The sequence below is a fragment of the Trinickia sp. genome, assembly GCF_036503415.1.
GTDB lineage: Bacteria > Pseudomonadota > Gammaproteobacteria > Burkholderiales > Burkholderiaceae > Trinickia.
Genome location: NZ_DASXWY010000089.1, coordinates 104,799 through 126,882, shown reverse-complemented (window position 1 = coordinate 126,882; position 22,084 = coordinate 104,799). Strand labels below are relative to the sequence as shown.

At 63.0% G+C, this 22,084-nt stretch carries 21 protein-coding genes and 1 pseudogene; 11 read left to right on the top strand and 11 right to left on the bottom strand.

From position 1 onward, the window contains the following. Positions 1 to 105: 105 nt before the first annotated feature. From VGL01_RS13010 to VGL01_RS12975, 8 genes are all read left to right on the top strand, one after another. On the top strand, positions 106 to 1,035 hold the full coding sequence (locus tag VGL01_RS13010; RefSeq protein ID WP_331569886.1) for a LysR substrate-binding domain-containing protein: 930 nt from the start codon (positions 106 to 108) through the stop codon (positions 1,033 to 1,035). Between the two features lie 159 nt (positions 1,036 to 1,194). Further along, entirely contained in the window at positions 1,195 to 1,572 is a 378-nt protein-coding gene (gene rpsF, locus VGL01_RS13005) for a 30S ribosomal protein S6 (RefSeq protein ID WP_173256132.1), read from the top strand. Positions 1,573 to 1,622: 50 nt separating this feature from the next. After that, positions 1,623 to 1,922 carry a primosomal replication protein N gene (gene priB, locus VGL01_RS13000; protein ID WP_331569884.1) on the top strand — a complete coding sequence of 100 codons (300 nt, stop codon included), beginning with the start codon at positions 1,623 to 1,625 and terminating at the stop codon, positions 1,920 to 1,922. A gap of 2 nt (positions 1,923 to 1,924) precedes the next feature. Further along, complete coding sequence (rpsR, locus tag VGL01_RS12995; protein WP_018442035.1) at positions 1,925 to 2,200, top strand: 30S ribosomal protein S18; 276 nt, start codon at positions 1,925 to 1,927, stop codon at positions 2,198 to 2,200. Positions 2,201 to 2,227: 27 nt separating this feature from the next. Next, the gene (rplI, locus tag VGL01_RS12990; protein ID WP_331569882.1) at positions 2,228 to 2,680 is read left to right on the top strand and encodes a 50S ribosomal protein L9; all 453 of its coding nucleotides are present in this window, start codon (positions 2,228 to 2,230) and stop codon (positions 2,678 to 2,680) included. Positions 2,681 to 2,802: 122 nt separating this feature from the next. Further along, positions 2,803 to 4,191 (top strand): replicative DNA helicase, encoded by a 1,389-nt coding sequence (locus VGL01_RS12985; protein ID WP_331569880.1) that lies wholly within the window; start codon positions 2,803 to 2,805, stop codon positions 4,189 to 4,191. 132 nt (positions 4,192 to 4,323) lie between these two features. Next, complete coding sequence (locus tag VGL01_RS12980) at positions 4,324 to 4,950, top strand: DUF47 domain-containing protein (protein ID WP_331569878.1); 627 nt, start codon at positions 4,324 to 4,326, stop codon at positions 4,948 to 4,950. A gap of 22 nt (positions 4,951 to 4,972) precedes the next feature. Then, complete coding sequence (locus VGL01_RS12975; protein WP_331569876.1) at positions 4,973 to 5,983, top strand: inorganic phosphate transporter; 1,011 nt, start codon at positions 4,973 to 4,975, stop codon at positions 5,981 to 5,983. Positions 5,984 to 6,139: 156 nt separating this feature from the next. On the opposite strand, the pseudogene VGL01_RS12970 reads toward VGL01_RS12975, so the two are convergent. From VGL01_RS12970 to VGL01_RS12920, 11 genes and pseudogenes are all read right to left on the bottom strand, one after another. After that, positions 6,140 to 6,796, bottom strand: a pseudogene (locus tag VGL01_RS12970) (C40 family peptidase); the annotation flags it as partial. A gap of 286 nt (positions 6,797 to 7,082) precedes the next feature. After that, entirely contained in the window at positions 7,083 to 8,909 is a 1,827-nt protein-coding gene (locus tag VGL01_RS12965; protein WP_331569874.1) for a PhoH family protein, read from the bottom strand. A gap of 315 nt (positions 8,910 to 9,224) precedes the next feature. Further along, complete coding sequence (locus VGL01_RS12960) at positions 9,225 to 9,716, bottom strand: peroxiredoxin (RefSeq protein ID WP_414720242.1); 492 nt, start codon at positions 9,714 to 9,716, stop codon at positions 9,225 to 9,227. A gap of 70 nt (positions 9,717 to 9,786) precedes the next feature. Beyond that, on the bottom strand, positions 9,787 to 10,683 hold the full coding sequence (locus tag VGL01_RS12955; protein WP_331569870.1) for a polysaccharide deacetylase family protein: 897 nt from the start codon (positions 10,681 to 10,683) through the stop codon (positions 9,787 to 9,789). Between the two features lie 15 nt (positions 10,684 to 10,698). Then, on the bottom strand, positions 10,699 to 11,766 hold the full coding sequence (locus VGL01_RS12950; RefSeq protein ID WP_331569867.1) for a bifunctional UDP-4-keto-pentose/UDP-xylose synthase: 1,068 nt from the start codon (positions 11,764 to 11,766) through the stop codon (positions 10,699 to 10,701). Beyond that, positions 11,763 to 12,719 carry a formyltransferase gene (locus tag VGL01_RS12945; RefSeq protein WP_331569865.1) on the bottom strand — a complete coding sequence of 319 codons (957 nt, stop codon included), beginning with the start codon at positions 12,717 to 12,719 and terminating at the stop codon, positions 11,763 to 11,765. The genes VGL01_RS12950 and VGL01_RS12945 overlap by 4 nt, the downstream gene beginning before the upstream one ends. Next, entirely contained in the window at positions 12,716 to 13,753 is a 1,038-nt protein-coding gene (locus VGL01_RS12940) for a glycosyltransferase (RefSeq protein ID WP_331569863.1), read from the bottom strand. The genes VGL01_RS12945 and VGL01_RS12940 overlap by 4 nt, the downstream gene beginning before the upstream one ends. Positions 13,754 to 13,759: 6 nt before the next feature. Beyond that, positions 13,760 to 14,914, bottom strand: coding sequence for a DegT/DnrJ/EryC1/StrS aminotransferase family protein (locus VGL01_RS12935; RefSeq protein ID WP_331569861.1), 1,155 nt, complete (start codon positions 14,912 to 14,914; stop codon positions 13,760 to 13,762). Between the two features lie 50 nt (positions 14,915 to 14,964). Next, positions 14,965 to 15,336 (bottom strand): SMR family transporter, encoded by a 372-nt coding sequence (locus tag VGL01_RS12930; RefSeq protein WP_331569859.1) that lies wholly within the window; start codon positions 15,334 to 15,336, stop codon positions 14,965 to 14,967. Positions 15,337 to 15,400: 64 nt separating this feature from the next. Then, on the bottom strand, positions 15,401 to 17,149 hold the full coding sequence (locus VGL01_RS12925) for a glycosyltransferase family 39 protein (protein ID WP_331569857.1): 1,749 nt from the start codon (positions 17,147 to 17,149) through the stop codon (positions 15,401 to 15,403). Between the two features lie 151 nt (positions 17,150 to 17,300). Continuing rightward, positions 17,301 to 17,675, bottom strand: coding sequence for an Mth938-like domain-containing protein (locus VGL01_RS12920; protein WP_331569855.1), 375 nt, complete (start codon positions 17,673 to 17,675; stop codon positions 17,301 to 17,303). A gap of 297 nt (positions 17,676 to 17,972) precedes the next feature. Between VGL01_RS12920 and VGL01_RS12915 the strand changes: the two genes are divergently transcribed. From VGL01_RS12915 to thrC, 3 genes are all read left to right on the top strand, one after another. Further along, positions 17,973 to 19,211: a pyridoxal phosphate-dependent aminotransferase gene (locus tag VGL01_RS12915; RefSeq protein ID WP_331569853.1), complete on the top strand. Its 1,239-nt coding sequence runs from the start codon at positions 17,973 to 17,975 to the stop codon at positions 19,209 to 19,211. 65 nt (positions 19,212 to 19,276) lie between these two features. Continuing rightward, positions 19,277 to 20,602 (top strand): homoserine dehydrogenase, encoded by a 1,326-nt coding sequence (locus tag VGL01_RS12910; RefSeq protein WP_331569851.1) that lies wholly within the window; start codon positions 19,277 to 19,279, stop codon positions 20,600 to 20,602. Between the two features lie 18 nt (positions 20,603 to 20,620). Beyond that, positions 20,621 to 22,072 carry a threonine synthase gene (gene thrC, locus VGL01_RS12905; protein WP_331569849.1) on the top strand — a complete coding sequence of 484 codons (1,452 nt, stop codon included), beginning with the start codon at positions 20,621 to 20,623 and terminating at the stop codon, positions 22,070 to 22,072. Positions 22,073 to 22,084: the final 12 nt, after the last annotated feature.

Here is a 22,084-nt window from a genome sequence, read left to right as displayed (position 1 = left end):
ATAAGATCGCTTCGTGTCGATTGATCCGATACAAAAAGTATTGAATTAAGGTGGGGGATCGCTGGCTGGCTGCTCGGCCAGCCCGGCGTGACAGGGAGACTGAAAATGGATCGCTTCAAGCAGATCGAGACGTTCGTACGCGTGGCCGACGCGGGCAGCCTCGCGGCGGCGGCGCTGGAAGAGGGCGTATCGCCGGTCATTCTCGGCCGACGCATCGATGCGCTCGAAAAACGGCTCGGCGTGAAGCTGATGTACCGTTCCACGCGCCGGCTCGTCGTGAGCGAGGAAGGGGCATCGTTCCTCGAACGGTGCAGAGGGCTCCTGACGGAATGGGAGCAGGCCGAAAACGAGCTGGCCGCGGGGCTGCGCGCCGTCGGCGGCCATCTGATCGTCTCCGCGCCGGCGGCTTTCGGGCGCAAGCATGTCGCGCCGCTCGCGCCGGCGTTCCTCGCGGACAAGCCCGAGCTGAAAATCTCCTTCAACCTGACCGACAGAGTCGTCGATCTCGTGCGCGAGGGCTACGACTTGTCGATCCGGATCGGCGGGGCGGTCGATCCGTCTTTCGTGGCCATCAAGCTCGCCTCGAATCGCCGCGTGGTCTGCGGCACGCCCGCCTATTTCGAGAAACATGGCCGGCCGAAGACACTCGAGGACCTGCTTCAGCACAATTGCCTGGCGTTCAACCTTCAAGGGGGGCAAAACCGCGGCTGGAACTTTCGGCGCGCCGGCAAGCTCGTGACGATGCGCGTCACCGGCACGCTCGACTGCAACGACGGCGAACTGCTGCACCGTTGGGCGCGCGAGGGGCTCGGGCTCGGCTGGCGCTCGACGTGGGAGATCGCGGAAGACCTCGAACGCGGCGAGCTCGAAACCGTCCTCGACGAGTTTGCGCTACCGGATTACGACATCCTGGCGGTCTACCCGCAGCAGCGATACGTGCCGGCGAAGGTCCGGTACTTCATGGATTACCTGAAGGCCGTCTACGCACGGCCCGGCTACTGGATGGGCGGCGCAGGCGATGACCGGCTAGGCTGAGCGCCAAGTCATTGAAATATCACGGCAATCGCCGGCCGAAGGGCGAATGCAATTGCGTCTCCCACACAATTGGGTTACACTTTCGGGCTTCTCACTTGCCACACCGGTTGGGTTTTTTACCATCGACGCCCGGGTGGCTTCAATCCACAAGGAGTGTGTATGCGTCATTACGAAATCGTATTCGTCGTGCACCCCGATCAGAGCGAGCAGGTGCCCGCCATGATCGAGCGGTACAAGTCCACGATCACCACGCGTGGCGGTCAGATCCACCGCATCGAAGACTGGGGCCGTCGCCAACTGGCCTACATGATCGAGAAACTCGCGAAGGCTCACTACGTCTGCATGAACATCGAATGCGATCAGGCAACGCTCGAAGAGCTCGAGCACGCATTCAAGTTCAACGACGCCGTGCTGCGCCACCTCATCGTCAAGATGAAGAAGGCCGAAACCGGCCCGTCGCCGATGATGAAGGAAGTGCAGCGCGAAGAAGCCAAGAAGGCGGCCGTCTCGTCGCAGCCGTCCGAAGCGCAGGCTTAACGGATTCACGTTAGAAGCCGCCAAGGTTTTTCAGGCTCTTTACCGCTTTCGTGAACAGGCTGCAACTCACGGCCAGTGTGATCGAGCGCGAACCGCTGCGCTACACGCCGGCTGGCGTGCCGATCGCAAGCTGCACATTGCAGCACCACGCGGAAGTCGTCGAAGCCGGTATCGCCCGGCAAGTCGAATTGACGATGCCCGCGGTGGCCGCAGGCGCCGCGAGCGGACAGCTCGAAAGCTGCGAGATGGGCGTAGAGGCGCTCTTCACGGGCTTTCTGGCCAAGAAAAGCCGTAACGCGAGAACCTTGGTGTTTCACATCACAGAATTGCAGGACATTGGAAAGGACTGAACATGCCCCGCCCTACTGGTAAGAAGTTCGACAAGCGCCGTCAGCAACAAAACCCGCTCTTCAAGCGCAAGAAGTTCTGCCGCTTCACGGCTGCTGGCGTCGAGTACATCGACTACAAAGACATCGAAACGCTGAAAGACTTCATCGGCGAAAACGGCAAGATCACGCCGGCTCGTCTGACGGGTACGAAGGCCCACTATCAACGCCAGCTCGATACGGCAATCAAGCGCGCGCGCTTTCTCGCGCTGCTGCCGTACACCGATCTGCACAAGGCCTAAGCGGACGACGGCACAAGGAGAATTCGAATGCAAATCATTCTTTTGGAAAAAGTCGTCAACGTGGGCAACCTCGGCGACATCGTCAAGGTGAAGGACGGTTACGCCCGTAACTTCCTGATCCCGCAGAAATTGGCCCGCCGTGCCACGAAGGACGCGATCGCCGAGTTCGAAGTCCGTCGCGCCGAGCTCGAAAAAATCGCCGGTGAAAAGCTTGTCGCCGCGCAAGCACTCGGTGAAAAGATGTCGGGCCTGACGGTCCAGATCGCACAGAAGGCCGGCGTCGACGGTCGCCTGTTCGGTTCGGTCACGAACGCGGACATCGCCGCAACGCTGACGAAGCAAGGCTTCGCTGTCGAGAAGGCGCAAGTGCGCATGCCGACGGGGCCGCTGAAGATGGTGGGCGACCACCCGGTGCAGGTTTCGCTGCATACGGACGTCGTTGTCGACGTCAACGTCTCGGTGCTCGGCGAGCACGCCTGACGCATGCTTGAACGCCGCACATGCTGCGGCGCCAAGCGAACGAGGGCAGGAGCCGGTTTTCGGCTACTGCCCTTTTTCGTTTCTGTGGCGGACGGCTCGCCATTTCGCGATAATTCCTCCCCATGAACGCACCGTCCAAAGACCCCCAGCTCGAGTCGCTCAAAGTCCCGCCGCATTCGATCGAGGCCGAGCAGTCCGTATTGGGCGGGTTGCTGCTCGACAACGCGGCGTGGGACCGCATCGCGGATTTCCTCTCCCAGAGCGATTTTTACCGCTACGACCACCGCCTCATTTACGAGCACATCGGCCGGCTCATCGCGTCCACGCGTCCCGCCGACGTCGTGACCGTCTACGAAGCGCTGACGAGCGCGGGCAAAGCGGACGAGGTTGGCGGGCTGTCCTATCTGAACGCACTGGCGCAGAACACGCCGAGCGCGGCGAATATTCGCCGTTACGCGGAGATCGTGCGGGACCGCGCCGTGTTGCGCCGCCTCGTCTCGGTGGCGGATGAAATTTCGGCGGACGCCTTCAATCCACAGGGCAAGGAGGTTCGGCAGCTGCTCGACGAAGCCGAATCGAAAGTTTTTTCGATTGCGGAAGACGGCGCGCGCGGCACGCAGGGCTTCCTCGAAATCGGTCCGCTGCTGACGCAGGTCGTCGAGCGTATCGACACGCTCTATCACACGGCCAATCCGAGCGACGTCACGGGCACACCGACGGGCTTCGTCGATCTCGATCGCATGACATCGGGCATGCATGGCGGCGAGTTGATCATCGTCGCAGGCAGACCGTCGATGGGTAAGACCGCGCTCTCGATGAACATCGGCGAGTACGTGGCGGTGGAATACGGTTTGCCGGTAGCGGTCTTTTCGATGGAAATGCCGGGCACGCAGCTCGTCATGCGGATGCTGGGCTCGGTCGGGCGGCTCGATCAGCACCGCATGCGCACCGGGCGGCTTAGCGACGAAGATTGGCCCAAGCTCACGCATGCCGTGCAAAAGATGAGCGAGGCGCAACTGTTCATCGACGAGACGGGCGGCCTCAATCCGATGGAGCTGCGCTCGCGGGCGCGGCGGCTCGCGCGTCAATGCGGCAAGCTCGGGCTCATCATCGTCGATTATCTGCAACTGATGTCGGGCAGTTCGCCCGGCGAAAACCGTGCGACCGAAATCTCCGAAATATCGCGTTCGCTCAAGGGCCTGGCGAAGGAACTCGATGTACCGGTGATTGCGCTGTCGCAGTTGAACCGAAGCCTCGAACAGCGGCCGAACAAACGGCCCGTGATGTCCGACCTGCGCGAATCCGGTGCAATCGAACAAGACGCGGACGTCATTCTGTTCATTTACCGGGACGAAGTTTACAACCCCGACAGTCCCGACAAAGGTACGGCCGAGGTCATCATCGGCAAGCAGCGTAACGGCCCGATCGGGCCCGTCAGACTGACATTCCTGGGCCAATACACGAAGTTCGACAACTTCGCCGGCGCACAGACTTTCCACGGCGGCGAGTGAGGGCAGCCAAGTGCGGCCCGACGACGACGAATTGCCTGTCATAAACGGTTGCAACCATTGGGGGAAGCGGCGCTACCCGGTACAATGTTGCGATTTTGTGTCAGTCACAGACGTCTCTCTCCCGGGATAGCCATGTTCGGTCGTTTCATGCCCACCGAGGGCAAATTCTTTGAAATCTTCAATGAGCACGCGAAGTGCATCGTTGCTGCGAGCGAAGAGCTCGAACGCCTGATCGATAACCTCGGCGAAGCCGAAGTGCACAAGCAGCGCGTACAGGTCAACGAAAAAGCGGCGGACAAGCTCACGCACGAAACCATCGACCTGCTGCACAAGACCTTCATTACGCCGCTCGATCGCGACGAAATCCATAAGTTGATCACGACGATGGATGACATCCTCGATCTCATGGAGGACGTCGCCACGGCCATCTCGCTCTACGATGTCCAGGCGCTGAGCTCCGAGGCGCGTGAACTCGCGCACATCTGCACGGGCACGTCCAAACATGTACAGCAGGCTGTCAACATGCTGTCGGACATGAGTCAGGCGCGTGCCATTCTGACGGCCTGCGAAGAGATCGATCGTCTGGAGTCGGAGGCTGACAGGGTCCTGCGCTCGGCTATGTCGAAGCTCTTTCGCGAGGAGGACGACGTCAAGACGCTGATCAAGGTGAAGGCGGTCTACGAACTGCTCGAAGCGGTCACCGACAAGTGCGAGGACGTCGCGAACATCATCGAAGGCATCGTGCTGGAAAACGCCTGAACGAGCCGACCGGACCTGACCGATGCATTCGATACAGATTGCGCTGTGGGCGCTTGCGACGCTGATCGCCGTTGCCCTTGTTTTCGATTTCATGAACGGCTTTCACGATGCGGCGAACTCGATCGCCACCGTCGTGTCGACCGGGGTGCTCAAGCCTCAACAAGCGGTGGCATTCGCGGCGGCCTGCAACGTCATTGCCTATTTCATCTTCCACCTGAAGGTCGCCCAAACAGTCGGTAAAGGAACGATCGATCCACAGATCGTCGACCATTACGTCGTCTTCGGCGCTCTCGTCGGCGCCATCATCTGGAACATTTTGACCTGGCGTTTCGGCATTCCGTCGAGTTCGTCGCATGCATTGATCGGCGGCCTCGTCGGTGCGGCGCTGGCGAAGTCGGGGTGGTGGGCGCTGAACCTCAACGGACTCATCAAGACGGTCGCCTTCATTTTCATTTCGCCGCTGCTCGGCTTCGTGCTTGGCTCGTTTTTCATGCTCGCGGTTTCGTGGATCTACTTTCGCACCCCGCCGAGCAAGGTGGACCGTCGTTTCCGGCGCCTGCAATTCATTTCCGCGGGACTCTACAGCCTGGGCCACGGCGGCAACGACGCGCAGAAAACGATCGGCATCATCTGGATGCTGCTGATCGCGACCGGCTTTGCCTCGGCCACAGCCGATGCGCCACCGGTCTGGGTGATCGGCCTGTGCTACCTGTCGATGGGCCTCGGTACGCTTTTCGGGGGCTGGCGGATCGTGCGCACGATGGGGCAAAAGATCACCAAGCTCAAGCCGGTCGGAGGCTTCTGTGCCGAAGCAGGCGGTGCGATTACGCTGTTCACCGCCTCGGCGCTCGGCGTGCCCGTTTCGACGACACACACGATCACGGGCGCAATCGTCGGTGTGGGCGCGACGCAAAAGCTTTCGGCCGTGCGGTGGGGCGTGGCGGGCAATATCGTGTGGGCATGGGTGCTGACGATTCCCGCCTCAGCGGTCCTGGCCGCGGCGGCCTGGTGGGTCGGGCAGCGTCTGCTCTAGACTGCGGCGCGTCGGCGCAGGTTACTTGCTGGTCGCGAAACGGGCGATAGGGTCGTCGTTCGCCGACGCCGAGGCCGCGTCCGCATCTGCGGCGGTGGGCGCGCTAGTATCGGCCCATGGATCGTCGCGTTCGGAAAGCGGCTTGTAATGCTGCATCCTCGCCAGTGCCTGCGCCGGCGTCTCGACGTCCTCCGCGGGTCCGGCTTCGGTTCGGGCGGTGGAAACGGGAGCCGTCGGCTGCCGGGGCGCGGCAAGATAAGTCGGCGCATCGAAGGGAGCCGGCTGACCCACCGGCGGCGCCATGCGCCGGATGCCGTCGAAGCGCTTCGCCCAGTAGGGATTCGTCAAATAATCGATCCGCACCGTGCCGCCCGTCGAAGGGGCATTGACGAAACGCAGCTTGCCGACATAGATGCCCACGTGCGAGTGGGGCCTGCCCGACGTATTGAAAAAAACCAGATCGCCGGCTGCGATTTCGTCGGGGTCGATCGGCTCGCCGCGCTCGCTCATCGCCGCTGTCGTGCGCGGCAGTTTGACGTCCGCGGCACGGCCGAACACATATTGCACGAGCCCGCTGCAGTCGAACCCGCTCGCCGGCGTATTGCCGGCCCAGCGATAGGGCACGCCTACGAGGCTCATCGCCTGGACGGAAATTTCCTCGCGGCCGATCGAATGATCGACGAAATTCGGCAAGCCGCGCGGCTTCGTGCGCCACGCCTCTCCAGGCGCGTTGGAGCGCGCGGTATTCGTCGGGACGCTCGAACACGCGGCCAGAAGCAGTGAGACGGAAGCGAGAAGGGCAAGTCGTCGCATGGCGCAGCGGCTAAGCGGCGTCGATTTCTCGGACGCTAGGCAGAGGAATGGACTGGTGCGACCGATAGTAGCCCGTTGGACGGGCGTGCGGCAAGATTTCCTGAGAAATCACTTGAAGTTTGCATGAGAAGCGTTGCAATCGATGGACGTTTGCGCTTCGATCCACGGATTTTCGTAGGCGGTGCAGCCAGTGACGGCCCGGTCGGGGCAGCCCCCAAAAAAAAGCCCGGCCGGGGCCGGGCTTTGACGCGATGTCTGCCGCGAGCGCTCGCGTGTCGCGTGCCTGTCAGAGAATGTCGGACGCGTAGTCGGCGAGCCGCGAACGTTCGCCACGCGCGAGCGTGACGTGGCCGCTATGAGCCCAGCCCTTGAAGCGGTCGACCACATAGGTGAGGCCTGAGCTGCCTTCGGTCAGATAGGGCGTATCGATCTGCGCGATGTTACCGAGGCAGACGATCTTCGTGCCGGGGCCCGCGCGCGTGACCAGCGTCTTCATCTGTTTCGGCGTCAGGTTCTGCGCTTCGTCGATGATCAGGTACTTGTCGACGAAGGTGCGCCCACGCATGAAGTTCATGCTCTTCACTTTCAGCCGCGAGCGGATCAGCTCTTGCGTAGCGGCGCGTCCCCATTCGCCCGCGTTGTCGTCCGTTTTTTGCAGAACTTCGAGGTTATCGTCGAAAGCGCCCATCCACGGCTGCATCTTCTCTTCCTCGGTACCGGGCAGAAAGCCGATGTCCTCGCCGACGGGCACCGTGGCGCGCGTGACGATGATCTCGTTGTAGCGCTTCTCGTCCAGCACCTGTGCGAGCCCCGCTGCCAGCGCGACGAGCGTCTTGCCGGTACCGGCCTGACCAAGCAGCGTCACGAAGTCGATATCGGGATTCATCAGCAGATTGAGCGCGAAGTTCTGCTCGCGGTTGCGCGCCGTGATACCCCACACGTTGTTCTTGTGGTGGCTGTAGTCGCGCAAGGTCTGCAAAAGCGCCGTCTTGCCGTTGATCTCGCGCACGATGGCGTGGAATGCCGGCTCCCCGTTGGTGGGTTCCAGATAGACGAATTCGTTGACGAGCAACGAGGAACAGGCCGGGCCGGTCACGCGGTAGTAGGTCGTGCCGGTCTTGTTGTCCTGCCAGCTTTCCATGCCCTTGGCATGCTTCGTCCAGAAATCCTGCGGAAGCGAACGAATGCCGGAGAAGAGCAGGTCCTTGTCTTCGAGGACTTGATCGTTGAAGTAATCTTCGGCGGGCAAACCCAGGGCGTGCGCCTTGATCCGCATGTTGATGTCTTTCGACACCAGGACGACTTGCCGATCCGGGCGATCGCGCTGAAGCGCGCGAACCACGCCGAGAATCTGGTTGTCGGCCTTGCCCTGCGGGAGCCCTTCCACGGGCGCGATATCGTTGAGCGTCGTCTGGAAATAGAGCTGGCCCAACGCCTCGCGGCTGCCTAGCCTTGCAAGCGGCAGCCCTTCCGCGATCGGCCCGGCATTCGCGACGAGCGCGTCGAGCGTACGGCTGACCTGGCGTGCGTTGCGCGCGACCTCCGACATCCCTTTCTTGTGGTTGTCGAGCTCCTCGAGCGTCATCATCGGCAGATAGACGTCGTGTTCCTCGAACCGGAAGAGGCAGGTCGGGTCGTGCATCAGCACGTTCGTGTCGAGCACGAAGAGCTTTCGCACTTCCGTCTCCGCATCGCTCTTGCGAGAACGTGTCGGGCTGGGCTTGGCGTTGGCGCCGCGCGCAATATTGGCGGCCGAGCGCGCATCGCTGGCGGGTTCCTCTTGCCGGGCGACAGGTTGCGGCTGGGGCACCGGCTGCAGCAAAGCTGCCGTCTGCTTCGATTTTCGGGTACGCCCAGCCGGTGCGCCGGCATCGTCGTTGGACGAAGCGGCCACGGGCGTTTGTACCGGTCGCAGCGTGGTGGCCGAGTTGGCCGCGCGCGCCAGCGGCTCGGCGACGTCCGTCGAGCCGCTGATCGTGTCGAATTCGGCCGCTTCTGCTTGCTCCCCTGCAATGCCCTGTTTCTTCGCGTTTTTTGCAGGCCGGGCTTTGGCCTTGAATTCATCCGGCGGCAACAGATTGCCGAGTTTGCTGGGCGGGGTAGGCAAAGGCATGGTTTCCCTCAATGAATCGGGTCGCATATCGTACGCTGCCCCGCCGCGGCTCGATCGGGCTGCAAATGGGGGCCATTCGAGCCGCGGCGGGGTAGCGCGCTGTCAGTTTCGAAACGCCGGTTCGCCTAGATTTCGATCGACTCCTTCAGAGCAAAATAAAAAAGCCGCCGCCCCGGCTGAAACGGAGCAAGCGGCTCGACTTCGAGCGTCGTGCGGCGCCTTGCGAGTGAAACCTCTGCGGCGTTCGACAACGCCAGCGCGGCAACGGCGGAAACTGGGTGAATGCGGACTCATTGCAACGCAATATAACGCGCGTCAAAGTCCTTGTACAGCTTCGAGGATTTCGTCGACATGCCCCGGTACCTTGACGCCGCGCCATTCGCGCCGTAGCACGCCTTCGGCGTCGATGAGAAAGGTCGAGCGTTCGATGCCGCGCACCTCTTTGCCGTACATCTTTTTCATCTTGATGACGTCAAAGAGCTTGCAAAGCGTTTCGTCAGCGTCCGAGATCAGCGGAAACGGCAATTCCAGCTTCGCCTTGAAGTTGTCGTGCGAGCGAAGGCTGTCGCGCGAAACGCCGACGATCTCCGCGCCGGCTTTCTTGAATTTGGGATACAGATCGCGGAACTGCAGACCCTCGGTCGTGCAACCCGGGGTGTTGTCCTTGGGATAGAAATACAAGACCAGCTTCTTGCCCCTCAGCGCGGACAGCGCGAAGTCGCCGCCGGTCGCGGCGGCCGTGAAATCAGGGACGGGTTGGTCGACTGCAATGGGCACCTGGTTCTCCTTTCTTACTGCGCGAGGCATTCTCATTCTTCTATCGGGCATCGACAACGAGGCGCGCTTGCCTGAAGGCGCGCTGCGCCGCACGCGCGCCTCAGTCGGGCTGGACGATCAGCTCGCCCGAGCGTCCCGGAATTTCGCCCCACGTCACAGGGTACGATGGCAGCGATTCGCGGTCCAGCGTCGCATGGTAGTCGCCCATTGTCGCAAACGTGTGACCCTGTGCGCGCCACCCCGCGAGCAATTGCTCGAATACCGGCGCGAGCTTTTGCCCTTCCAGTTCCGCATGCAGCGTAAAGACCTGATCGTGGGGATTATGCTCGGTCGAAGCGAGCAGCCGCGCGGCGACGCTGGTTTCGTCGAGCCCATCGACGCCGATCAATTCGTCGAGCGTCGAAAGCGTCGTCGGCAGCTGGACATGGGCGAGGGCGCGCCCGCCAACGACCGGGCGATACGGCCCGTGGCCACGCCCGTCGGATGCATACCGCATGCCCCAGGCATCGATCTGTTCGAACGCATGCTCGTTCATCTGCCAGCCTGCGGCGCCGTGCGTGGCGGGCGCCGCGCCGAAGATCGTCACGAATCGTTCGTGGCACTTGTTCATTTCCCGCAGCGTCCACTCGCGCGACTGGTTGCGGACGTTGTCCTGCCAGTAGACGTGGTCCCAGGTGTGGATGCCGCATTCGAAGCCGGACTCATGAATGGCCCGCATCTCGGCCGCCGCCCGCACGCCGATGTCCGGCCCGGGCAGCAGCACGCCATACATGAGTTGCCGCACGCCGTAGTGCTCGACCACCGACGTGCGCGACACCTTTTTCAGAAACCCGGGGCGGAAGACGCGCCGCAATGCCCAGCCCGTGTGATCGGGACCAAGGCTGAAGAGAAAGGTCGCGCGGGCCTTGTAGCGATCGAACAGGCGCGCGAGATTCGGCACGCCCTCACGCGTGCCGCGCAGCGTATCGACGTCGATCTTGAGGACGATGCGAGCCAACGGAGCGCCCGCGCGTTATTGCTGTTCGACGAGCGCGCGTGCCAGCTCGACATGGCCGCGATAGGCTTCGAAGATCTTGCGCAAGGCGTCGTCGAACGTGGCCAGCGGTGCCCAGCCGAGATCGGCCATCGTGTTCTCGATCTTGGGCACACGGTTCTGAACGTCCTGGTAGCCCTCGCCGTAGTAGGCGCCCGACGAAGTCTCGACGAGCTTCACCGCTTTTGCCGATTCGGCGTACTCCGGATACTCCGCCGCCAGTGCGAGCATCTTGTGCGCCAATTCGCGCACCGAGAAGTTGTTCTTCGGGTTGCCGATGTTGTAGATCTTGCCCGATGCGATGCCGGCCGGATTATCGATGATCTTCATGAGGGCGCTGATGCCGTCGTCGATATCGGTGAAGGCCCGCTTCTGCGAGCCTCCATCGACGAGGCTGATATTCTCGCCGCGCACGATGTGCCCGAGGAACTGCGTGACCACGCGCGAGCTGCCTTCCTTCGGCGTGTAGATCGAATCGAGGCCCGGCCCGATCCAGTTGAACGGCCTGAAGAGCGTGAAATTGAGCCCCTCCTGCATGCCGTAACCCCAGATCACGCGGTCCATCAACTGCTTCGAGCAGGCGTAGATCCAGCGCGGCTTGTTGATCGGGCCATAGGTGAGCGGCGAGGCGGCCGGATCGAACTCTTCATCGGCGCACATGCCGTAGACCTCGGATGTCGACGGGAAAACGAGGTGCTTGCGGTACTTCACCGCCGAGCGGACGATCGGAAGATTCGCTTCGAAGTCGAGCTCGAACACGCGCAGCGGCTGCTGCACGTAGGTGGCCGGCGTGGCGATCGCAACGAGCGGCAGGATCACGTCGCACTTTTTGACGTGATACTCGACCCACTCCTTGTTGATCGTGATGTCGCCTTCGAAGAAGTGCATCCTCTCATGGTTCGCGAGCTCGCCGAGCCGGTCCGTCTGCATATCCATGCCGAAGACTTCCCAGTCGGTCGTTTCGAGGATTCGCTTGGACAGGTGATGGCCGATGAAGCCATTGACGCCGAGAATCAGGACTTTTTTAGCGGAACCTTCGGTTTTCATGAATGACGGATGCGGTGAGTGAGCTCAGTGAGCTGGGTGAATTGGGCAGGGGTGACCACGACCGTTTTGCCGTCGTGCGCGTGCCACAACTCCGAGATGGCGATGGCGCGTGCATTGCCGCACAGGCCGAAAAGCGCATTATCGCTTACGTGCAGACCCGGGGGCAAATTCGCGAGGGCGGCAACACGTGCGTCCCCGATCGGCGCGAGCCGGGCCCGGGCCACGATGAAGCGTTCGCCACCGATATCGGTGAATGCGCCCGGGTAGGGCGGCGCGACGGCGCGCACGAGGTTGTAGACACGCTCGGCCGGCAACGACCAATCGATGCGGCCGTCTTCGGGCTTGCGCCCGCCGTAGTAGCTGCCGTTTGCGATGTCGTTCGGCAGATGCGGGGCCTCGCCGGCAAGCAGCGCGGGAAGCACGCGCCAAAGCGTCTGCTCGGCTGCGACCGTCACCTTGTCGAACACCTGCTGCGCCGTGTCGTCGGGCAAGATCGGCACGCTCGTCTGGCCGACGATGGCGCCTGCATCGGGCTTGACGCTCATTTCGTGCAGCGTTGCGCCGGTTTCCGTCTCTCCGTTCAGCACCGCCCAGTTCGTCGGCACTCGCCCGCGATATTTGGGCAGCAGCGATCCGTGCATGTTGTAGGCGCCGCGCGGCGCGAGCGCGAGCACATCGATCGGCAGCATGTGCCGGTAGTAGAACGAGAAAATGAACTCAGGCTGAGCGCGGCGTACCGCGTCGCGCAAGATGTCGCCGGCCGGCTCGCGCGGCGTGATCGTCTCGATTCCGTACTCGGCGGCCACGGCCGCCACGCTTTCGAACCAGATGTTTTCGAGCGGGTTGTCCTCGTGCGTCACGACGAGTGCGACATCGACCCCGCGCGCCAGCAGCACCCGCAGGCAGCGGGCACCGACGTTGTGGTAGGCGAAAACGACGGCGCGTGGTTTCATCGATGCGAGTCTCCCTGCGCGATGTGTTCGCCCGAGGGAGCGGGCGTCGTGACCGCTGCGAAGGGCGTCGGCAGTGCCTCTCGTGCCTCGAGCACGGTCTGGATCAGATAGCGCGGGCGGTCGCGCACCTGCTGGTAGATCCGGCCGATATACTCGCCGAGCAGCCCTAGCGCGAAGATGATGACGCCGAGCATGAAGAACGTGATGGCGAACAGCGTGAACACACCCTGGACTTCCGCACCGATGACGAAGCGGCGAATGACGAGCAGCAGGAACAGCCCGGCCGAACCCATCGAAAGGATCACACCGATGAACGACAGCCACTGCAGCGGGACGACCGAAAAGCCCGTTACAAGGTCGAAATTCAGCCGGATGAGGCTGTAAAACGAGTACTTCGATTCGCCCGCAAAGCGTTCCTCGTGAGCGACTTCGATTTCGATCGGGTTTTGCGCGAATGTATAGGCGAGCGCGGGAATGAACGTGTTGACCTCGCCGCAGCGGTTGATCGTATCGATGATCTGCCGGCTGTAGGCGCGCAGCATGCAGCCTTGGTCGGTCATGCGGATGTGCGTGATCCGTTCGCGCAGGCGGTTCATCGCACGAGAAGCCTTGCGCCGCCAGAGCGTATCTTGCCGCTCGCGCCGGATCGAGCCGACGTAGTCATAGCCCTCGCGCATCTTCTCCACGAGCTTGCCGATCTCCTCGGGCGGATTTTGCAAATCGGCATCGAGCGTCAGCACGATCGCCCCGCGCGATTGCTCGAAACCCGCGAGAATCGCCATGTGCTGCCCGTAATTGCCGTTCAACAGAACGACGCGCGTGGTATCGGGGCGCGCACGAAACTGCTCGGCGAGCATTGCCGCCGATTTGTCGCGGCTGCCGTCATTGACGAAGATGACTTCATAGGTTGTGCGCAGCGCGTCGAGCGCGGGATACAGACGCGCGAAAAGCGCCTTGAGGCCGGCTTCTTCGTTGTAGACCGGGATGATCACCGACACTTCAGGATGCGTCGAACGATATTCCGTATAAGTCATGTCCGCTTATTTCCCGTGATGTTCGCAGATTTCATTGACGGCGGCGGTGACGCGAGCCACATCGGCTTCGGTCATTTGCGTGAAAAGCGGCAGCGTGAGCGTAGACGCGCCGTAGCGCTCGGCGTGCGGGAACATGCCCGGTGCGAAGCCGCGCGCGCGATAAAGCGTGAACAGATGGATGGCGGGGTAATGCACGCCTGTGCCAATGCCATAGGTGTCATGCATCTTCTGCATGAAGCCGGCGCGATCGATCGTGAGCCGCGCGAGCGGTAGGGCGATCTGGAACATGTGCCAATTGCCGTTTTCGAAGTCGCGCACGGGCAGCCCGGTACCGAGCGCGCTCGCGGCGCCGTTTTCGAACCCTTCGAAATATGCCCGCGCCAGCGTCTTGCGTTGCGCGACGAAGCGCTCGAGCCGCGCCAATTGCCCGAGCCCCACGCGCGCCGCCACGTCGGTCAGGTTGTACTTGCCGCCAAGCAGATCGCAGTCCATGCCGTCGTAGCCCGTGCGGGTGATGCCTTGCAACCGGTACTTGCGCGCGAGTTCGGCTTCGTGTTCGTCGTTGAGCACGAGCGCGCCCCCTTCGATGGAGGTCAGATTCTTGTTCGCGTGAAAGCTGAACGAGACGAGGTCACCGAGCTTGCCGATGCGCTCGCCGCCCCAGGTGGCGCCGATCGCCTGCGCTGCGTCCTCGACGACACGCAGCTTGTAGGCGCGCGCGATCTCGTAGAGCCGGTCCATGTCGACGGGCAGCCCCGCAAGATAGACCGGAATGATCGCCTTCGTGCGCGGCGTGATGGCCTGTTCGATGAGATTCAGATCGAGATTGCGGGTGAGCGGATCGATATCGACGAAAACCGGTGTCGCCCCGACCTCGAGGATGACGTTCGCTGTCGCGACCCATGAAATGGGCGACGTGATGACCTCGTCGCCGGGGCCGACCCCCGCGATGCGCAAGCCGATTTCGAGCGTGGCCGTGCCCGAATTGAACGTGCGCACGGGACGGCCCCCACAGAACTCGGACAATTGTTTCTCGAAAGCCGTGTTCTGAGGGCCGGTGGTGATCCAGCCGGAGCGCAGCACGTCGGCTACGCCCTGAATCGTGTCCTCGTCGATCTCGGGCCGCACGAACGGCAAAAAGGGGAGGGCTTGCTGGGTCATGAATGATGAATGCTGTGCATGGATAAAAAGAACGGGGCAGCCGGTGAGGCTCAGCTGCGCGCGAGGACCACGACGCCGACCAGAATAATGGCAATGCCTGCCAGCCGGTGTACCGACAGCGCTTCGCCGAACAAATACCAGGCTGCAAATGCGTTGACGACGTAGCCGAGCGAAAGCATCGGATAGGCAACCGACACGTCGACGCGCGATAGCCCGACGACCCAGACAGCCACGCTGACGACGTAGCAGGCCAGACCGCCGACGATCGGCACCTGGGTGGCGAGTTTCAGGCCAATGGGCACAATGTTCGCACGGGTGAATTCGAAGTGTCCAACGGCGTTCACGCCGGCCTTGAGCAGCAACTGCGCGCCGGCGTTCAGTGTCACGCCAGCCAGAATGCAAAATAGCGAAATTGGGTTCATTGGAAATCGCGGAGGCGCCGCACGCGCGGCGCCGACAGGTTCGGGTTCGGATTCAGATGCAGCTTCATGGGGCGCCGGGTTTCTCCACGACCACGCGGCGCGTGTCACGAGCAATGACGCGCATCGGCACATGGGCGGCCGCCAGTTCGTCGTAGCGCGAGAGGGTCATGACCGCCAGCCCGTACGGCGCGGCCTTCCAGCGCTCGATCCATTCGGCGATGGTCGGGACCCATTTTTGCGGTTCCTGGTGGACGCCGAACGTCAGTTCGTTCGCGTCCTGGACCATGATCGTCGTATGGCCGACGTAAAACGGCAACGTGTGATCGAGCAGGCCGACGGAGTAGAACGGTGCGTCGGCCGGCAGCCGCGCAAGTGCCGCTTTGACGGCCGGTGCGAGAAGCGCACCGGAACTATACCGGCCGAATGCTTCGTGGCCCGTGCCCGCGATGGTCGCCAGCATCAGCCACGCCGCGGCGAATGCGGTTGCCGAAGGCAGCACCGAAGCCTGCGCGCGCCGGTTGATCCAGAGCGCCAGCAGCGTGAGCGCGGCGGCGACGCCCACCGCCGCGAACACCCAGTTGCGAAATTCCAGATAAAGCGCGTTCGGCGTGCGGGCATCGCCGAAGCGGCCGATGAAGATGGCCCCGACGGCGACGATCGCCAGCAGGGCGAGATAGCCGAGCAGATGGCGGCGCCATGCATCGCGCGAAACATGCGGCAAATAGGCGCCGATGACGAGGGCCAGCGCAGGGGCGATCGGCAGCACATACGAAACGAGCTTCGAATGCGATACGCTGAAAAAGACGAAGATGAAGGCCGTCCAGACGAACAGCAGCATCGCGGGCCTGAAGCCGTTCGCCTCGCGCGGCGCGCGTGCCGCGTGACGCAGGCTTTGCGCCGCGATCGACAGCCACGGCAGGAAACCGACGAGGACGACCCAGACGAAATAATGGATTGGCCCAGGGCGGTGCTGGTCGGGCGTGAGGTAGCGCTCGAATTGCTGGACGACGAAGAAAAAATTGAAGAATTCCGGGTTGCGCAGTTGAACGAGCACGAACCAGGGCGCGGCGATGGCGAAGAAGACGACGAGCCCGCTCGCGAGATGAAGGCGCTTCCAGATGGCCCAGTCGCGCTCGATCAGCGTGTAAAAGACGAGCGTGGCGCCGGGCAGGATGAGCCCGACGAGCCCTTTCGAGAGTACCGCCAGCGCCATGGCCGCCCAGCATGCCCACATCCACGCGCGGCGCTCGCGCTTGGCGGCGTCGGCGCGCTGGGCGAGCAGCAACGTGCACAGCGCGCATTCCATCCAGAACGAGAGGCCCATGTCGAGCGTGTCGAAGTGCCCCATCAGGTTCCAGTAGGGCGCGCTCGCCAGCACCAGCGCCGTGGCGAAACCCGCGGCGGGGCTCACGAGCCGCCGGGCCGTGAAGCCGGCCAGCAATACGCCGGCGAAGCCTGTCAATGCCGTGTAGAGCCGGGCTTGCCACTCGCCGATGCCGAACCAGGCGAACGTCAGGGCGTTGGCCCAGGTCTGCAGCGGCGGCTTTTCGAAGTATTTGTAGCCGTTGTAGCGCGGCGTGATCCAGTCGCCCGTGACGAGCATCTCGCGGGCCATTTCGGCGTAGCGGCCTTCGTCGCTCGGCACGAGATGCCGCAAGCCGAGCGGCGCGAACCAGATGATGGCCAGCGCAAGGACGAGCAAGGCGATGGCGACGCGGCCCGCCGGCAACTGCTGCGCGAGGCCCGCGCCGTACGGGGCATGGCCGTCTGCCGGACTGGCGCCGGCGGAGCGGGAGTAACGTTGAAGCGGCATGAGTCGGAATCCGTTTAGCGAAGCCGCGGAAGCGGCCAATGGGTATGGACGGCACGGCGCGCCGCCGGCGCACGGCCGGCTCCTCGTACCGCTGAGAGCGCCGCCGCTACGACTGCGCTCCCGGACGCGGCACGGCACGCGCGGCGAACCGTCATCGCTCGATGAGCAGCGCCGCGGCGACCCGGCGGCCTTCGGCCATCAGAATGTTGTAAGTCCGGCAGGCGGCCATGAAATCCATCGATTCGACGCCAATGCGTCGCGCCGTGAGCGCGGCCGTCAGACGCGGATGTGCAAACCGCAGGCGTGCGCCCGTGCCGAAGACGACCACCTCCGGCTCGGTGGCCAGCACGATCTCGAAGTGTTCCACGCTCAGCATGTCGAACGACGAGACGGGCCAGTCGACGACGGGCGCGTCCGGCACCACGACGACGCTGCTTTCGTGGCGCTGGAGATTGATCTCCACATAGTGGGCGCCGTAACCGGTGACCGTGTTCAGGGCGCCGCTCGAATCCTGGTGTAATTTCAAATCCGTTTTTTCCGTAGTTTCCCGGCTGGCTTTCGGCTCCTAGCGATTGTGCATTGCGAAAGTTGGCCGAAATCCGCTAAATTATAACTTTTTAGCCGCCTGGCGGCGCCCTTTGCATCGCGATTGCCGCGCGGGGAGTCTGGCAACGAGCGCCAAAAGCGCTGACGCGTTGGCCCGCCTCGCGTGCTCCCCCACCCGGTGAATTCGCCGCCGCGCCCGGCACCGTCCTGGCGCGTCCGGCGCCTCGGCTGCCAGCGCTTTCGCCCCTTCAGGCCTTTCCCGAGGAACAGTGTCGCCGTGAAACCGATTCTCAAATCGAACAAGCTGTTGAATGTCTGCTACGACATCCGCGGGCCCGTGCTCGAGCACGCCAAGCGCCTCGAGGACGAAGGCCACAAGATCATCAAGCTCAACATCGGCAATCTCGCCCCGTTCGGCTTCGATGCGCCCGAGGAAATCGTCCAGGACATGATCCGCAATCTGCCCGCTTCGTCGGGTTATTCGGATTCGAAGGGCGTGTTCGCGGCGCGCAAGGCGATCATGCACTACACGCAGCAAAAGGGCGTGGCGGGGGTCGAGCTCGACGACATTTACATCGGCAACGGCGCGTCCGAACTGATCGTGATGGCCATGCAGGGCTTGCTCAACGACGGCGATGAAGTCCTGCTGCCGGCGCCCGACTATCCGTTGTGGACGGCCGCGGTGAGTCTGTCCGGCGGCACGCCCGTGCACTATCTGTGCGACGAATCGAACGGCTGGATGCCCGATCTCGACGATGTGCGCGCGAAAATCACGCCGAACACGCGTGCGCTCATCATCATCAACCCGAACAATCCGACGGGTGCGCTCTACTCGGACGAATTGCTGCTCGATTTGCTTGAGATCGCGCGCCAGCACGGCCTCGTCATTTTCGCCGACGAGGTCTACGACAAGATCGTCTACGACGGCAAGAAGCACACGTCGGTCGCCGCATTGTCCGAGGACGTGCTGACGGTTACCTTCAACAGCCTCTCGAAGAGCTACCGTTCGTGCGGCTACCGCGCCGGCTGGATGTACGTCTCGGGGTTGACAGGCGAGAACCGCCGGCGTGCAAAAGACTACTTCGAGGGGCTCGGCATCCTCGCCTCGATGCGCCTTTGCCCCAATGTGCCGGGACAGTACGCCATTCAGACCGCGCTGGGCGGCTATCAGAGCATCGACGATCTCATCATGCCGGGCGGGCGGCTGCACAAGCAGCGCCAGATTGCCTACGAGATGCTCAATGCGATCCCGGGCGTCAGCTGCGTGAAGCCCGAGGCCGCGCTGTACATGTTTCCGCGGCTCGACCCGAAGGTCTATCCGATCCAGGACGATCAGCAGTTCGTGCTCGATCTGCTGCTCGAAGAGCGTGTGTTGCTCGTGCAAGGCACGGGTTTCAACTGGCCGAGTCCCGATCACTTCCGGGTCGTGTTCCTGCCGAACGCCGACGATCTGACCGATTCGATCAACCGCATCGCGCGGTTTCTCGAGGGCTACCGCAAACGTCACAGCATGTGACGCTACGCGAGGCGCGGGCGCAGGACACACTCATCAACGCATTATCCAATCGACTCAGACGCTGCATGGAACCGATCAAAGTTGGCCTGTTGGGCTTCGGCACGGTAGGAAGCGGCACCTTCACGGTGCTGCGGCGCAATCAGGAAGAAATCAAACGCCGCGCCGGACGCGGCATCGAAATCGCTCGCATCGCCGTGCGCAACCCGGCCAAGGCGCTTGCCGCCCTGGGCGAGGCCGCGAGCGATGTGCAAGTCGGTGCCGATTTCAACGCCGTCGTGGACGATCCGGCGATCGGCATCGTGGCCGAGATGATCGGCGGCAGCGGTATCGCACGCGAACTCGTGCTGCGTGCCATCGCCAACGGCAAACATGTCGTCACTGCGAACAAGGCGCTCCTGGCCGTGCATGGCACCGAGATTTTCGCGGCGGCGCGCGAGAAAGGCGTCATGGTGGCGTTCGAGGCGGCGGTGGCGGGCGGTATTCCGATCATCAAGGCACTGCGCGAGGGCCTGACGGCCAATCGCATTCAGTACATTGCGGGCATCATCAACGGAACGACGAATTACATTCTTTCGGAGATGCGCGAACGCGGGGTCGACTTCGCGACAGCGCTTGCGGGCGCGCAGGCACTCGGCTATGCCGAAGCGGACCCGACCTTCGATGTGGAAGGCATCGACGCCGCGCATAAACTCACGATCATGAGCGCCATCGCGTTCGGCGTGCCGATGCAATTCGATCGCGCCTACGTCGAAGGCATCTCGAAGCTCGATGCCACCGATCTCAAGTACGCCGAAGACCTCGGTTATCGCATCAAGCTGCTTGGCATCACGCGGCGCACGGCGCGCGGCATCGAGTTGCGCGTGCACCCTACGCTCATTCCGGCCAAGCGCCTCATCGCGAGCGTCGAAGGCGCCATGAACGCGGTCGAAGTGCATGGCGATGCTGTCGGCGCGACGCTTTACTACGGCAAGGGCGCGGGCGCGGAACCGACGGCATCGGCCGTCGTCGCCGATCTCGTCGATGTGACCCGCCTGCATACGGCGGATCCCGAGCATCGCGTGCCGCACCTCGCGTTCCAGCCGCAAAGCCTGTCGGACACGCCGGTGCTGCCGATCGAAGAGGTCACGAGCGGCTATTACCTGCGCCTGCGCGTGGCGGATGTGACAGGCGTGCTTGCCGATGTCACGCGCCTGCTTGCCGACGCGGGCATCTCCATCGATGCCATGCTGCAACGCGAAGCGGAGCAGGTCGCCGGGGACGGGCAGACGGACGTCGTCATCATCACGCACGAGACGCTCGAGAAAAACGTCAATGCGGCCATCGCTCGGATCGAGGCGCTCGCGACCGTCGTCTCGAACGTCACGAAACTGCGCATCGAAGCGCTTGCCTGAGCCGAAGAGAGATTCCTTATGAACTACATTTCGACGCGTGGCGCCGGCATCGGCGAGCGCCATACGTTCTCCGACATCTTGCTGGGTGGTCTCGCGAAGGACGGCGGTCTGTACCTGCCGGCTGAATACCCTCGTGTCTCGACCGAGGAACTCGCGCGCTGGCGCGCTCTGCCTTATGCCGACCTCGCCTTCGAAGTCCTGTCGAAGTTCACCGACGACATCCCGGCCGACGATCTGCGCGCGCTGACGCGGCGCACCTACCGCGCCGACGTCTATTGCAACGCGCGCTCGGGCGACGACGCCGAGGCGATCACGCCAGTGAGGCAGCTCGGGGTGGAGAACGGCGCGCCGCTCGCACTCGTCGAGCTGTCGAACGGTCCGACGCTTGCGTTCAAGGACATGGCGATGCAACTGCTCGGCAATCTGTTCGAGTATGCGCTCGCGAAGCATGGGCAGACGCTGAACATCCTCGGCGCCACATCGGGCGACACGGGCAGCGCGGCTGAATATGCGATGCGAGGCAAGGCCGGCGTGCGCGTTTTCATGCTTTCGCCGCATCGCAAGATGAGTGCGTTCCAGACGGCGCAGATGTACAGCCTGCAAGAGCCGAACATCTTCAACATTGCCGTCGAAGGCGTCTTCGACGACTGTCAGGACATCGTGAAGGCGGTGTCGAACGATCACGCGTTCAAATCGCGGCAGCATATCGGCACGGTCAATTCGATCAACTGGGCGCGCGTGGTGGCTCAGGTCGTCTATTACTTCAAGGGTTATTTCGCGGCGACACGCTCGAACGACGAGCGCGTGTCGTTCACGGTGCCCTCCGGCAACTTCGGCAATGTCTGCGCGGGGCACATCGCACGCATGATGGGGTTGCCGATCGCCAAACTCGTCGTCGCCACCAACGAAAACGACGTACTCGACGAATTCTTCCGCACCGGCGTCTATCGCGTGCGCGGCGCGGCTCAGACGTTCCATACGAGCAGCCCGAGCATGGACATCTCGAAGGCGTCGAATTTCGAGCGTTTCGTCTTCGATCTGCTGGGCCGCGATCCGTCGCGTGTACTGCAGCTCTTTCGCGACGTCGAGGAAAAGGGCGGCTTCGATCTGGCCGCGAGCGGCGATTTTGCCCGCGTGCGCGAATTCGGCTTCGTTTCGGGACGCAGCACGCATGCGGACCGTGTCGCGACGATCCGCGATGTCTTCTCCCGCTACGGCACGATGATCGACACGCATACCGCCGACGGCGTCAAGGTGGCCCGAGAGCATCTCGAGCCCGGCGTGCCGATGGTCGTGCTGGAGACGGCGCAGCCCATCAAGTTCGGCGAAACGATTCGCGAGGCGCTCGGACGCGACCCCGAACGGCCGGCCGGGTTCGAGGGGATCGAGTCGCTGCCGCAGCGCTTCGAGGTGCTGCCGGCCGATGCGGGCCGCGTGAAGGAGTTCATCACGACCCATACCGGGCTTTGAGGCCGGCGTCCC

Bases quoted from the DNA above. Each gene is read 5' to 3' on its own strand.
- VGL01_RS13010 (WP_331569886.1), top strand. From the start codon at position 106: ATGGATCGCTTCAAGCAGATCGAGACGTTCGTACGCGTGGCCGACGCG.
- rpsF (WP_173256132.1), top strand. From the start codon at position 1,195: ATGCGTCATTACGAAATCGTATTCGTCGTGCACCCCGATCAGAGCGAG.
- rpsR (WP_018442035.1), top strand. From the start codon at position 1,925: ATGCCCCGCCCTACTGGTAAGAAGTTCGACAAGCGCCGTCAGCAACAA.
- rplI (WP_331569882.1), top strand. From the start codon at position 2,228: ATGCAAATCATTCTTTTGGAAAAAGTCGTCAACGTGGGCAACCTCGGC.
- VGL01_RS12985 (WP_331569880.1), top strand. From the start codon at position 2,803: ATGAACGCACCGTCCAAAGACCCCCAGCTCGAGTCGCTCAAAGTCCCG.
- VGL01_RS12980 (WP_331569878.1), top strand. From the start codon at position 4,324: ATGTTCGGTCGTTTCATGCCCACCGAGGGCAAATTCTTTGAAATCTTC.
- VGL01_RS12975 (WP_331569876.1), top strand. From the start codon at position 4,973: ATGCATTCGATACAGATTGCGCTGTGGGCGCTTGCGACGCTGATCGCC.
- VGL01_RS12965 (WP_331569874.1), bottom strand. From the start codon at position 8,909: ATGCCTTTGCCTACCCCGCCCAGCAAACTCGGCAATCTGTTGCCGCCG.
- VGL01_RS12960 (WP_414720242.1), bottom strand. From the start codon at position 9,716: ATGCCTCGCGCAGTAAGAAAGGAGAACCAGGTGCCCATTGCAGTCGAC.
- VGL01_RS12950 (WP_331569867.1), bottom strand. From the start codon at position 11,766: ATGAAAACCGAAGGTTCCGCTAAAAAAGTCCTGATTCTCGGCGTCAAT.
- VGL01_RS12945 (WP_331569865.1), bottom strand. From the start codon at position 12,719: ATGAAACCACGCGCCGTCGTTTTCGCCTACCACAACGTCGGTGCCCGC.
- VGL01_RS12940 (WP_331569863.1), bottom strand. From the start codon at position 13,753: ATGACTTATACGGAATATCGTTCGACGCATCCTGAAGTGTCGGTGATC.
- VGL01_RS12935 (WP_331569861.1), bottom strand. From the start codon at position 14,914: ATGACCCAGCAAGCCCTCCCCTTTTTGCCGTTCGTGCGGCCCGAGATC.
- VGL01_RS12930 (WP_331569859.1), bottom strand. From the start codon at position 15,336: ATGAACCCAATTTCGCTATTTTGCATTCTGGCTGGCGTGACACTGAAC.
- VGL01_RS12925 (WP_331569857.1), bottom strand. From the start codon at position 17,149: ATGCCGCTTCAACGTTACTCCCGCTCCGCCGGCGCCAGTCCGGCAGAC.
- VGL01_RS12910 (WP_331569851.1), top strand. From the start codon at position 19,277: ATGGAACCGATCAAAGTTGGCCTGTTGGGCTTCGGCACGGTAGGAAGC.
- thrC (WP_331569849.1), top strand. From the start codon at position 20,621: ATGAACTACATTTCGACGCGTGGCGCCGGCATCGGCGAGCGCCATACG.